The organism is Bdellovibrionales bacterium, from assembly GCA_016714165.1.
In the GTDB taxonomy this organism is placed as follows: Bacteria; Bdellovibrionota; Bdellovibrionia; order Bdellovibrionales; family UBA1609; genus JADJVA01.
The window spans coordinates 1172139-1186006 of sequence record JADJNU010000001.1; the positions used below are offsets into that span (position 1 = coordinate 1172139).

Genomic DNA, 13868 nt, shown 5'->3' on the forward strand with positions numbered 1-13868 from the left:
AGCCTTTCTTTTTGCGTCAAGACAGCGATTTTCCTAAGATAGAGAGAGTGCAGGAGTGAAAATATGAACCTGATCATTAAAATTGTCGCATCGTTGGCCACTATCATTTGTATGGTTCTCTCTTCGTCTCCAGCCTGGGCTGCAAAGGTGAGCAAGGTTAAGGGGAAAAAATTACTGATTGAACTTGAGGGCGAAACTGCAGAAAAGGGCCAAGCCTTCTACATTGTAGGTTCAGGCGGTAAAAAAAAGGGAATCTTAAAAATCGTTTCCATTAAAGCTGATAAAGCTATCGCAAGCCTAGGAAAAGGTAAAGCCGCAGAGGGAGATACACTTCTCGCTCGTGAATCGAGCGGATCTTCTGGCAGCTCAAAGGCTAAGTCGTCATCTTCTGCTCGCGAACACAAGTCTTCATCGACATCCACCATGGCATGGGGAATTTTACTTGGGATGGGAATGAACTCCATGTCGGTTGATTTAGATATTACACCAACCCAGACGGCGAGTCTTGCGGGATCAGGAATCAGTTACAAAGCGCTGTTCGACTACGCCCTTTTTGAAAAGATCTGGTTTCGCGGCACTCTTGGAATGGAAAACTTCTCGGCCGAAGGGGACGTCGTTTCAACGGCCTGCGGAAACGCCATTTGCAAAGTCAATATTCAGTATCTCACTCTCGATTTTTGGGCCCGCTACCTTTTCTCGCTCAAATCCTTTCGTTCCTGGCTTGGAGCCGGATTTACACTTTGGTTCCCAATGTCTAAGGAAACCACGGCTCTTGAGGAAAGCTCTATCACTAACACGAGCGTGATGGCCATCGGGGGAGGATTTGATTGGTATATGAATGATAAATTTTTTGTGCCTTTTCAAGTTGAGTATGGATTGCTACCTGCGAGTGAACAGGTATCCGCAACCACTATTGCTATCAGACTTGGCATTGGGATGAATTTCTAGAACTCTACTCAAAGTCCGCGCATTTGCTATTCCGAAAGCAGTTCTGAGTTTCACGATGAAATCGGCCTAATTTCAAATCAAAGTCTAAAAAAATACGATTATTCAACCAGGGCTCTCGGATAGATTCACGTAGGGTAAAATCAAATCGAGGCTGCTCCTCAACTGGAAACTTTCTATATTCTGAAATTTTTTTCTCCAAAGAATCTCGAAAATGATTCACTCGCCCAATCTCCCAATCAACACGATGTCGAATTTCCCTATCAAGATGGCGATCTAACTCAGGATTAAATTCCAACATCAGACTTCCTCTGTTCCTTACAGAACGATTTTCGAAATAAGTCCTTCCCAAACTAAAATATCCCTCTCGCCGGGGCGTAACCCGATCAATTTCATGACTCGCCTGAGGATCTTCGTTCGCTCCACTGTCCTTTGCCAGTTGCACCAGATTAAAATTAAATCCCAAAATATCGGAAGTAACCAGAAGAGAAGGAAAATCAAATAAACCAAGAATTTCTCGAACACGAGATCTTGCGGAGTCAAAATTGAGCAAAATTGTGGAAAAGAAAATTGGCTCATACTTTTCCTGCCTCTGCAGGCCGGTATACAGTCCGGCCTCAAAGGGACTTATCTGAGTCAGCTTCAAAAACCCACGGTGCTCCTCAATGATATCATCGGCCGAAAATAAACTCTGACCCCCATCTGTCATCTCGCTGCTCTCCAGTCGATAGAGACTCACCATACTTGAAATTCGCTCCTCCCATCCCGCAACTCGAGAACCATTCAAATTCCAGTTAAGGATTGGTCTGTGCACACGAAAAATAAGCCGCATTCCACTCTTTACGAATTCTTCCTCCGTGTCCGTGAATAACAAGTACTTTTCCTCAGACGGACGACCAGCCTCAATCTCAGAGATCATTGAATTTCCAAAGTTCATTTGCACGTTCGGAGCAATCGCTTCTATTGTTTCTCTTTCAGTTTTCAGGCCCTCGCTGATATAGCGGCCAATGCGAACCAACAAATCCAGGCGGTGGTATAAGTATCCATTTTCGTCTATTTTATCCAGACCAGGAAAATCCTCCGGTAGCCCCTTAAAAACATACTTTTTTCTTATTTCCTGGTCCCGGAGGATCTTGTCCCCTCCTTGACGTCTCAACGCCCTAATATCCCTATACACCTGCCGGAGGTAAGCCTGCTCTGCCTTTATCACCTCATTTTGAATTTCTTCTTCCTTCGTTACCAAAGGTCGTAAGCACCGGCCTGTTTCCTGATACCTTATCGAAGCCTCAGCCAGATAGTCCCGGCGAAGCTTGGTCACCTCATTTATCCAGGCATCAATTTTCGAAGTTCTCTTGGAGATCTCCCCTGACTTGATGCCCATTGGACCCCTCAAGTAGCTCTCGTAAGACGCTTTCATGGCTCTCGCCATTCTTAAGGCCGATTCCAAATCTATTCGCAACTTCTCAACAGACTCCGAAAATGTCACATCCATAAAATTTAAACCTTGGCTCTCTTTCGCCAAACTCCCGCCGCCAACCCCCGAAGTTCCGCTCTTGCTCGACAATCGCATCAATACTGGATTAATCAAATTACCAAAATAGGGAGAGTTCGCCACTTCGGAAAAATAAAAACGACGGTGCTCAGGTGCGGAGCCACCGAACTCATGGCAGATATTCCGAAATATGCTATAACTTGGAGCTTGCTGGAAGCGCTGCCGAATGGCATTTAAACTCCTGCGAACATATTCGACATTATTCTCTCCAAATCGCTGAACAGCATCCGCAATAAACTGATCTGGATCGATCCCAGAAAGGCCAAATAGATTTGTTCGCAAGGCAAAATCAAAGGCATAAAACATTTCGAGGCTGGAAATCTTAGCTTTGTCCAAAGAATAGTTGAAAAGTGGAGGGAAATCACCACGATAAAGATAGCTCATGAGATCTGAAGAATAAAGAGTCTTAGAATACGATGGCATTTGCAAATGTACTTCAAAATTCTTTTTTGATAAAATATAAAAAAGAATCATCATGTGCGGATAGACGGCGACTAACTTAATGCTTTTATCAATTTCTCCAAACAAGGATTGATTCCTTTTCGCTGAAGAATCACCGTCGCTTCCCCCCCTTGCTATGGCGACAGAAAGCTTTTCGAGAGGTCCCAGATTCGCCCTCAAATCGCTCCAAACTTTACCAATTGCGCTGCTTTCGCTGATCGCATTCCAGAGCAAACGTTCGCTCTCAACAGGAGCACTGAAAATTTTATCCTTAGCCAACAACGTGGCTTTATAAAGGGAGAATAGAAATTGAATCCGTGCATAATTGTGAATTGCTGAAAACAGCTGACTTTGATCACGTTTCGTTGCCAAAAATAGTTCAGTTCCCAAAGCAACCGAAATTTTTTGATTAAAAACGCGATCAACAATAAAGATATTCTCATCAAAACGATCAATTGGAGAAAATCCCACAGCCTTGGGCAAAAAGACCCTTTGGCTAGACAACAAATTCTGCCGTTCCTTAAAACCATCTTTCTCAGTCAATTCTTCATTGATAATGGATGTCATCTCAGAACGTAATTTCCCTGATGACTCATATAAAAAATCTGAAGAAGACATAAGTTTTATCAGTGCTCCCCTTGCGACTTCACTCAATCCAAAACTGTCTCGAAAAATCAAATTCAAAGCTCCAAGCTTTTCCAAAAATTCTCTATTTTCAGATTTTGATCTCGAAGACATCTGCAGATTTGATAAGGAAAATTCAACCACAGACTTCAGTAAAGCACGATGATCCTCTGAAATCATTTTTCCTCTTCCCTCCGAAAATCGGTAAGCCAGCATTTCCAATAGTTCTGGGTCAAACTGCTGATTTTTTAGCGCCAGTGCCAGAGCCAGGCGCCGATAGTAGTCTGTCACGTCCACAGCCCTTTTTGCTGCGATCTTCAAAACCTCAGCCGAACTCGGACTGCGTCGGAAATTGCGAATTCCCGGACAACTCATGACAATCTGCTCGCAAGAGACGTTGACAGATGCAACATACTCCCCGATAAGGCGCTGAACTTCACTTGACGAAGGATTTTTGCGGCTTCCTTTAGCAAGAGTCTATTGAATAGATCTAAACTACGAACCCAACCCGTCTGGGAATAGAATTTAGGAGACTCGATTTCCTTTTGATTCAAAATCCTCAGGGCCAGAGGGGACAAAATCTCAGAAATGACATCGCTTGCCATCGTCGCCTTCGCCTCAATTTCGGCCAAATCTGAAAATCGGTCAGAAGCAGAAATCTCTCCCCCATCTCCCGCTGACTCTGCTCTCTGTCGCCCATCTCCACGAGCTCCCTCATGAGGGCGAATTGGGCGTCCTTTTTCAGTACAAGCCGAAATCAAAATCCCTATGAATGTAGTTCTCACAATATTCCACATAGATAGGTGCCTCAAAACAAATAGGACAGAGTTAACTTTAACAACCGGCGATATGCATCGATGTACCAGAGATCAACATAGCCATCGTCAGTAAAACCCCCATTTTCGTAGCTTAGACCCGTTGAAAGTTGGCCCCACTTCGCAGAGATGCCGTATTTATTCGAATAAGAATAACTCAAATAATCATCTAGATATTGAGTCATCTTAAAGCCAAAGGTGTAATTCAGCGCCAATGATTTCATAAACGAAAGACTGTTACTGAAGGAGTAATTGTAATACAAGTTTGGATTGGCACTTCCTTCAGTAGAATATTCAAATGTATTCGCCATCTCCGAGATAACAAAACTATGCCCCATCACAAGACCCACATCGGAAAAAACTAAATTCATTTCTGTTCCCACCGAAAAAAGCCCAAGATAACCCTCAAGCCGACTGCTCTCATCCAGAAACACATCGAAGCCCCCAAAAAACTTGAGCGAATTATTTCCAAAAAACAAAAACTCATAGTTCAGAACGATTCCGGCCTCAGGATCTATTCTCTCCCCTTTCGACTGCTGAGGTGCCTTATATATTTGATCTCCCACAGTTCCTGCCCTAAAACTGACATCGCCACCCAATGACCAAGAGGAATTGAAAGAATACTCAAGACTTCCCAAGAAGCCGTGGGTGTATGAGCGAGGATTCACCTCCTGAGCAAGATCAGTTAAAACGCTGTATCTTATAACTCCCGACCAAGCGCTTTCTCCTACCCTCTTAGAAGACGTGTCCACGACATTAGCAGACGCAAGCCCAAAACTAAATATCACAAAAAAGCCCGTCACGACTCCCGGAAGGACTCTCAGAAGGACAGAATAAATATTGGAACTTAAGCAGTTCATCCTGCCAACTCCATCATTTCACTTTGAGAACGGATCTGGTTTGATAAAAATCATCTGTTTGCTGAACAAAGCTCTTTTTGATGATTTGTAAATTTTCAAGCTTTTGCCTATCTACCAGATTCAGACTTCCCCCCTTGTTCCACCAAAATACGGGAGCTTTGTCCTCCAGATAGAAGGACTGCTTTAATCGAGGATAAAGATCGATCAGGTTCTTCTCGGGCAGCTCCAACTCGCCAATTCTATCAAATATCTCCTGAACCCGTGTCAGGACATGATGGGCCCTCGATCCATACCGCAACCGAACGGCATCTCGAACTTCAGATCCTGGTGGAAAAATAAAAACTCCCAAATTATTCAATGTGCGTGCAAACGAAGTCGCCTCGACAATTGGTCCAGTCCACCGATTTGGATTGACACCCTTTCCTTTGTTATCGATTCGAATCCCAGCCGTCTCATAAATGCTATTCATGAGACCGTAAAAAAGAGGAAGTCTCGCAAGTGAGGTCTTTTCAAAAATCCAATCTTCAAAAAACTCCTTCGGCATTTTTCCTTCGATTCCAAAGTCCTGAGCATTTTCGATATCGAGTTCATTTAGGGTATAACTTCCCAAAACTCGCAGATACATCTCTATCAAGTCATCAGCAGAGACCACCGAAGAGTCAGAACATTTTTCACTTTTCTCTGAACACGATTCATGCTTAGATCTATTTCCTCCTATCAGATAGAGCTCAACGAGCGTTTCCAAATATTTCTTCATATCCGACCCTGAGGCAATCTGAGCATTCCATTCGACAAATGCATCCCCCTTTGAATTAAAGACAGCCATCCCTTGCTTGATAAAATCAGCCCTCTGCATTCCCAAGCGATATGAAATTGAGAGGCTTGTTCCTTTCGACACCAAATCCTCTCTGTCGAGGCCGACTGGCATATAAACCTCCACAGACCGAGGTCTCAGGAGACGAGAAAGATCCTCCCCGTATATTTGCTTTTCTCTTTCGGATGGAGTCATAAAGATATCGTTTTCAATACTCCTCTTTATTCTTGTCAAAAGATCAAACTTGGACATTCTGTAAGTCAAACCATCAATCCGATCAAACCTGTAGCCATTTTCAACATTGCGAAAATACATTTCATTGATGTATTTGGCTCTCTTGCCAAATTCAATTTCATTTTTTTCTTCTCCAAGGGGAGATATCAGATCGTATATTCTTCCTAAGTGCTGACGTTCCTCTTCGTAGATCCTGTTCATCCTTCTCTGTTCAATTTCACCGAGTGTCAAAAAGCAATCGAGATATTTTCGATGATTGGAGATAAAAAAATTCATGAATCGCTTTTTTAGAGATTCTAGATTAACGAGATACTCGCGGACCTTTACCAAATCCGGATGACTATCGCCTCTTTTTCCAATTTTCTTTGAGCGCAATAAATCAGCCTCAATCAAATCGACCATAGTCAATAGGTGACTTATCCTTTGATCTATGACAGTGCGAATTGAATTTGCCGGTTTAAAAGCTCCACCTAGAAACTCCAATAACATATCATTAATGCCATTTCTTCCGGCACCCGAGTAGGTGTAACGACCGAGATTAAGAAAATTTATCATCAAGTGCGGAGTTCTTCCTCTCCCTTTTGTATCAACCTCGTATTGGCAAACTTGCTTAACTTCATTAAACATTTCACTTCCGATCGTGTCCCTCTCGAATTTAAGCACATCATCGTTTAATTCACGGAGTCCTTCATCAAGGTATTTTGTAAAAATGAGATCGAAGAATTTGCTCCGATTTGAGCCCGTTGATCCGTTCGAGCTGTTTGATCCATTTGAGCCGTTTAAGCCGTTTAAGCTGTCTTCTTTTGCCACAAAGGTATTGAGAGTATTCGTGCTCATCATATACTGAAATGAGTAAAGGATCATTTCCTTACTCAAAACCTCAGCGTCAACCCCAAATCGAAACCACAAATCGACCATTCTCCCTTCAAATAGCTCTTCTAAAATTGTGTCCGCGGGAATATCGATTGTCTTTCCCCACCATGTCTGTGCCTTCACTGCGCCTCTCATCTTGGCCAAATAATAGGTCATCACGATCATATTTGGATACACAGAAAAGTAATGCACATTCCGATTAACGGACTGTAACATTTTAGACGTTTCCAAATAAGATATCGAAGAAGTGTTTTGCCCCTTGAAATAACTGCCGAGAAACTTATCCATTACATCAATTCGAGACTGCAGACTCAACCATCGACTAGAGATATCTCTCGACTTCAAAACAGCCTCTTGAAATACCTGATCACTGCCAACCGAATTTGAATTATAAATATCATTCATAAACTTGTTCGTCTCAACAATCATATAGACCAAATACATCCGAACATAAATGCTGACGATCTCTGGCAATTTATCTAGAGCCCTTGATCTGTTGGCATTACCGAGGACTCTTTGAATCTGGGTGTGATTCAAATGGTCACGAAACAATCTATCAACAATGAAGAAGAATTCATTAAAAAATTCTGGATCCTTTTCTAAAATCCTGCGTGCGTCCTTTTCTATTCCCAAATTCTGAAAAATCTCAAATCCGGCACTCTTTTGAATATCAACAACTATTTGAGAAAATGAGGGACCAAATCCATCTGCTTCCTTCTGTCCCTCTTCGATCGCCTGGACCACGGAGGGATTCAGCTTTTTCTTGTCTGAGTCCTGATAAAGGCAACAGCGAGCACCTAAATCAAACATGATTTGGGTGCCATACCTAAATAGGTCTGCCGATCTGTTCGAGTAAGTCCATGGATTAAAATATTCGACAAATTCTCTAAACTCTGGATCATTAAGGCTTCTCGGTTTATAGCCTGAAATGAGAATTTCAAATATTTTTCCATGAACTGAATTCAAATAACTCAGCGACATTCCTCCATGACCCTTTTCAGCGCCGAGAGAGGATTCTCCTCGCGATTTGTCCTGCCACCAGTCCATCAAAAGAGCATAGATTCGAGAATACTTCAGATAGGAAAAGGAAAAATCTTCATCTTTCAACTTATTCCTTTTTGTCGCAGTGGCCATCGCCAATCGTCGATACCTTTCTTCGACCAATGTTCGGCAGAGTTCACTGCCATTGATGCAGTCACGTGGAGTCTTCATTTTTATTAATTCTTGGCGGATTTTCTCATCAAGGTCAGTCGCTAGTATGACTAATATTTTGGAGGTTCGACTGTCCGAGGAAAAAATATTTTTATTAGTGCAATCCTCGCGCAGATCCCGTGAGCAACCGGAGAAAACTGTCGCATAATACAAATCTTTAATCTTTTCTATTTCGGCCTGGTTGTCGCCATCTTTCTTCTCAGTGAGAAGAATCAACAGACCTTTGTTAAAAAGGGCCAACATTTCGGAAATCCGATGAAAGTACTCTGGAGATTCAATATAGGTCCGGTTAAGCACAAATCGAGATAAAGGTTTGACAATCTTTTCAAGAAGGTCGACAGATTCGGGCGCAGCCAAATCCTTATAAGCTTTTGCCAAATCATAAGCATAGAATTCTTTTGCTTCAACCGAGAGATCCTGAGGGGTTTCACTTGGAATCCACTCTCGTTTTGGTTCGTGCACAAAACGAGGACCACTCTTTGGAACACAGCTTGAGAATAGAAATAGGCCCATGAGGATGGAAACAAGGTGAATTTTCGTCAAGATCTTCACAACTCCTCCCTCATTTCACTAAAAATTCTGGGGTGATTTTTAGCCAATATCCGTTGATGATGGCTGCGGACGCAAGAATTTGCCCAACTCCCCTGATCGACTCATCACAGAGAGAACGCATGTTTTTCTGAGCAAAGCTTGAGGGCACTTTCCCTTTCACCTTTTCCTCGTACTTTGAGAACTCCCTTTCGATGGAATCATAAAATAATCCCAATTTTTCCTTTCCCGTTTCACTGGACAAGCCGGGAGGTATATAAAATCCCTCGAAATCTTGGTTGGAATTGTCAAAATAGTGTGTCAAACCGCTACCGGAAAATCCATCTACGCAAATTGATGCTATCTGATCGTGTAACTCTGTCATTGAGAACTTCACGCTGTCCTCAAGCAATCGATCTCCTACTTCAAAATCATAATCTACCTTATAGGCAATCACATAGGAGCTCGAACCCTCATAAAACTTCATTTTAGTTATCGGAAAGATGAACATCCCATTGGCGCGCACGAAAACATTGCCTTGTGGTAGGACAAAAACGTCTCTGGCCGTGGAGCTCTTTCCAGTAAAATAATCAAAAATCGTGGCTGTAAACTTCTTATAGTGGTCGGCCTTTACACCGGAATTTACATCTGGTGTGGTGGCAGATATGAGAACAGCTACCATACTCAATCGAAACTCAGTCTGTTGATTCAGCGTTTCATTGTATGATCGAGGCAGCTTCTGAGAATCATTACTATAATTAATAGATCCAGGAACCATATAACCGGCAGCCAATACGGAACGCCCCATGGCGGTGACGTCGTCGCGTCCAGTTGCAGAAAACCGAAGATTGGATTTTACCGTGTCAGCAACCAACTTGGTGTACTCGCGAGGATAGAGGGTTCGATACAAATAGCGGTCATCTGAATTGTCATAATACGGATTCGAACTGAACCCACTGTCTAGCATCAAGTAAGGACTTGCAGTCGTTAGGGTATGAAGGGAGCTAATCTTCAGTGGTAGGTTAGCCAACTGGTACCATGAACCAAACATGTGCCCCCAGTCGCGACTCACATCTCCAGCCAAGTATCCACCACTGACATATCGATTTTGGTGATCAACTCGAGTGTAATCCCCCTCAGGAAGGTTAACGAAAAATTTGAACTCCTTGAGGGCCAAGTTATTTGCACGGCACAGATCAACCATTTGATCTGAAGCAAATAGTTCTCGTAGAGTTTTGTTTTTGACCTGTTCCGAATCTGTAGGATCGGCTTTTTCGCAGGCCTGGGAAAATTCAAACAGCCCCTCTTGATCGTTTTTTAATTGATTCCAAAGCGGTCGGAGAGTCTCGTCGCTCCGCAACCGCCTTCTCATTTCATCGTAAAACAGGCGAACTCGCGAAAATGTATCCAAGGCCATCCACCAAAGACGGGATTCTGCTTGCCACTCATTTCCAGAACCTCCAACCATCGAATAGAGGTTCGCGATCAAATTGTCAGAAATTCCAGAAAAATAGGATGAAACTATGTCCACAGCCTGACTACCTCGGTCCCAACGATTGCAAAAAGGGTCCGCTCCTAGCGAGGCTTCATAGTCATTGCAAGCAGGAAAATAAGAAACTGGAAGGCGGACTTTCGCTTTTCCCGCATCGACTTCGGTGAAACCTGGTATTTTTCCGCTCACAGGCAATTGAACAAAGCGAAAATCATCTTTTGATTGGTCAAAAACTGAGTACTCCCCCCTATAGAGATAACGCAAAACCAGTTCATCGTGTATCTGTGGTTTGAGCTCACTGGCAGGCAAAATCATTTCGGTTCGTGGGTTTCGATACCCCATGACAGTCGACATGTTTGTGAATCCGCTTTTGGCGTTTGCTCGCAAGGAGAGTTCCTTTACGTAGCGGGAAGGCACTGTTCCCGCTTTAGGAAGAATATTCTCCTTAAACTGATGTCCCAATCCGAGCAAATGGCCAACCTCATGAAGAGCGAGATCCATCACGACGGAATCCAACATCTCACGATAGGTACGTACTCCGTGGGCTTCCGATTGACTCCAGGGCCCCGCAAGATTTTGCACGGTTAGGTCTCGCTCAACGAAAAGTGCCGCCGCCCGAGGCAGAAATAAGCGCAAACTCTCCAAGCGACGCTTTTCGTTTTTGTCCTTTAGCATCTCCACTATGTTCTGCTTTTCCTCACCCTTAAAACTCTGCCGGATATCGCCTTGTTTAACCTGAGATCCAAATCCCATTTGATCGATGAGATTGAACTGCTTGAAATATTGATTCGTAGACTCAATTTCACTTTTCGCTTGCAAAATAAGATCAGAGGCCACGCGCTGAAGACCCGATGAATTTGTCTTTAGACTTTCAAGTTGAGTTTTCAAATTTTCGATGTCGTCCTGAACGGAGGATTTTCCATTGTAGTTCTTAGCTTCTCTGTTTCGAACTTGTTCCGCCAAGCGTTCAATTTCGCTCCCGACAAACTGACGGTGACCAGTTGACAATCCCTCGACCACTTGTGACCGAAGATTAAAATCCATGCTTTTCACGGCGGGAATTGATTCCAGTCTTTGCGGAATTGGCGAGGCAAGAGATCCAATTGGGAAAATTCGGCTCATTGCCTGATTTTCGTTCGATGAGGATGTGACTGGGGAATAGGAATTGACATATTTTTCGAGCATACCTCCATAGAGAACGACGCCGCCCCAAATGATTTTTCCGTTGCGAACATCAGCGTGAGCCATTCCAATGCCCAAAGGTGAGTTCAGAGAAATTCTCTGATCGCTGATCCAGGTAATACCTGGATATCGTAAGTCAAAAGGATGTTTTAAATTGGCCACAACCGGTTCAAATGCATTGAAATCAGGAGCGACTGCACCAATATTTTGGAAAGCCTTATTCCACTTTTTTACGACTTCTTTGACTGTGGATTCATGTTCTGCGGGAACCCCGTTCAAATAGATCTTGGTTTGTTTTCGCAAATCCCAGCGAGCCGCATAGAGTTCTGGCTCAATGCCCTCTATCCTTCGACCCATCACATGCAGGATGTTCAGATATTTGGAATTCTCTTGATGATAGGGAATGCGTTTAAAACTTTCATCATGGTCAAATTTCAAGAAATTAACTCGAATTTTCGTCTGCATCTCAGAACTCATCAAACTACTCACAACATTCATTGAAAACCCAAGAAAATTACTATCTTTGTCCCACTCAATTTCTTCGACATTGGTGGTTCGATGTGGTCCTCCCCATAAAAAATCCAAGATCTCTATTGAGGCCAGATCGAGAGTCATCATAGGTCGAGCTGACCAGTGGCTTCGACTGCTGTTTTCCACAAATTCATTGGTTTCCCGACCGTAGGAGTCCTTGTTTTTTTCGTAATAATAATGTTTTGTAATGGGGATTTTGAGCGCCTCTTGCCAACGGTTCCTGTCGTCCGGAAAGCTCGGATGAACGATTTTTCCGACTAAATAACGCTCAGTTACTTCAAATTCGATATTGCAATGAGGTGAGTTATTCACCATTAATGTAACGTACTCACCCACCCAACCACGTCCCATCTCTGGGGCCCAAGCACAGAGAAAAGTCTTGGGTTTTCCTGAGGGATCAACAAAAAAACTCTTTTCAATTCTCTCCTCAGAAGGAGGAGGGGTTTCTGTTGCCCTGTCCTTAAACAATTTTCCACGAATCAATGAGTTACAACTACTCGAAGTTAACAAGAGAATAAAAAGCGTCCCGTAATAAAGACTCCTAGAAGGTCTTAGGTTGCAGAAGGATCTTTTATTGGGCACTAAGGCCTCCAAAATTTCTAGGGTCGAAGTTTTCAATTTCCTCCCCTTTAGGGCTTATTCTGCTCCTTATTGAGCATTGATTGTGCCAGACTGGGAACCGTCAGATTAGAGCCAAGACCGTTCTGTCTGGAGATTTAGGCCCATTTATGTCACTTTAAACCGCATCCGTTACCTAAATGGTCTACTTAAGTTCCTCAATCATTTTAGCGATTTCTGCGCGCACAAATTCAATCAGATCTTCAAGATCCTTGCGAACTTTGAGTTGGTCAGGATTATCTGGATCTAGGAGCGCTATTGAGGACTCAGCTAATTCGACAAATTTGTCTTCAATCTTTTCGAGTTGCTGAGACAGTTTTTTGCTCGCCTCGTCAGACAATATGACTGATAAAATATCCACAATTTTCCAGAGCGATTTAATATATTTTTCTATTCTTTCAATAATTTTGTTGGCCTTCTCCACCACTCCAAAGGAATTGAGGTCACACCTCTCATCTGAATTATTGATTTGAAGGCAATCGATTCCAAGGTCTAACGACTGATCAATGAGCTCCAGCTCCTGCGCCTGCGACTGTTCATTGAGCGATCCCGAATTTTGCTTGTTAGATACAAACCCAGCTTGGCAACCAAAAATAAAAAGTAGACATGTTGCCGAAATAAATCTGAGGATCAAGGCACCTGAATATCCTGCATTTCTCTTCATATGTGTTCTCCTATGAAATGATAGGAATTCAAGACTCGTTCCAATTTTATCTCATTTTAAATTCGGTGCCTTCGCAGCAAATCTGAGAAAAGCGTGCAAAATCAAAAACTTGGATTGATGATCAGGATGGTGCACGAATGACTTGATTCAGCAGTTTGAAGAGTGACACTTCTCAGGATCCACCTGTCAACGAAATGAACAGCGAAGAGATTCGAAATTCATTGGATGTTAATTCTATGAAGATCAATTTGTATTCAAAAATTATCGATTGCCTCGATAGGACTCGATAGGACTCGATAGGACTCGAATTCCTACCCCATTTTGAATTGCTTTTGGAACGATATTTTTGGGTATTGTGATCCCTCTTTTATGTGTCTCTTGTTCTAGCCGCAGGACTGGCGAAGCTTCCACACCTTCGATAGCTTCAATCCGCGAATACTTTGAATGCTTTAAAAAATTGATCTTGATTCTACAGTCTTTGAA

General features: G+C 42.9%; 7 protein-coding genes. 1 reads left to right on the top strand and 6 read right to left on the bottom strand.

All coding sequences use genetic code 11. From position 1 onward, the window contains the following. Positions 1–63 precede the first annotated feature (63 nt). On the top strand, positions 64–948 hold the full coding sequence (locus tag IPJ71_05255; GenBank protein ID MBK7843092.1) for a hypothetical protein: 885 nt from the start codon (positions 64–66) through the stop codon (positions 946–948). A gap of 4 nt (positions 949–952) precedes the next feature. Here IPJ71_05255 and IPJ71_05260 read toward each other — a convergent pair whose 3' ends face one another. From IPJ71_05260 to IPJ71_05285, 6 genes are all read right to left on the bottom strand, one after another. Next, positions 953–3937: a hypothetical protein gene (locus IPJ71_05260; GenBank protein MBK7843093.1), complete on the bottom strand. Its 2985-nt coding sequence runs from the start codon at positions 3935–3937 to the stop codon at positions 953–955. Next, positions 3934–4359, bottom strand: coding sequence for a hypothetical protein (locus tag IPJ71_05265; GenBank protein MBK7843094.1), 426 nt, complete (start codon positions 4357–4359; stop codon positions 3934–3936). The genes IPJ71_05260 and IPJ71_05265 overlap by 4 nt, the downstream gene beginning before the upstream one ends. A gap of 11 nt (positions 4360–4370) precedes the next feature. Next, entirely contained in the window at positions 4371–5237 is an 867-nt protein-coding gene (locus IPJ71_05270; protein MBK7843095.1) for a hypothetical protein, read from the bottom strand. A 13-nt stretch (positions 5238–5250) separates the two neighbouring features. After that, positions 5251–8922: a hypothetical protein gene (locus IPJ71_05275; GenBank protein ID MBK7843096.1), complete on the bottom strand. Its 3672-nt coding sequence runs from the start codon at positions 8920–8922 to the stop codon at positions 5251–5253. A 10-nt stretch (positions 8923–8932) separates the two neighbouring features. After that, positions 8933–12685, bottom strand: coding sequence for a hypothetical protein (locus IPJ71_05280; GenBank protein MBK7843097.1), 3753 nt, complete (start codon positions 12683–12685; stop codon positions 8933–8935). A 181-nt stretch (positions 12686–12866) separates the two neighbouring features. Next, positions 12867–13385 carry a hypothetical protein gene (locus IPJ71_05285; GenBank protein ID MBK7843098.1) on the bottom strand — a complete coding sequence of 173 codons (519 nt, stop codon included), beginning with the start codon at positions 13383–13385 and terminating at the stop codon, positions 12867–12869. Between the last annotated feature and the right edge of the window lie 483 nt (positions 13386–13868).

Excerpts from the sequence above, each read along its gene's own strand:
- IPJ71_05255 (MBK7843092.1), top strand. The coding sequence starts at position 64 with ATGAACCTGATCATTAAAATTGTCGCATCGTTGGCCACTATCATTTGT.
- IPJ71_05260 (MBK7843093.1), bottom strand. The coding sequence starts at position 3,937 with ATGAGTTGTCCGGGAATTCGCAATTTCCGACGCAGTCCGAGTTCGGCT.
- IPJ71_05265 (MBK7843094.1), bottom strand. The coding sequence starts at position 4,359 with ATGTGGAATATTGTGAGAACTACATTCATAGGGATTTTGATTTCGGCT.
- IPJ71_05270 (MBK7843095.1), bottom strand. The coding sequence starts at position 5,237 with ATGAACTGCTTAAGTTCCAATATTTATTCTGTCCTTCTGAGAGTCCTT.
- IPJ71_05285 (MBK7843098.1), bottom strand. The coding sequence starts at position 13,385 with ATGAAGAGAAATGCAGGATATTCAGGTGCCTTGATCCTCAGATTTATT.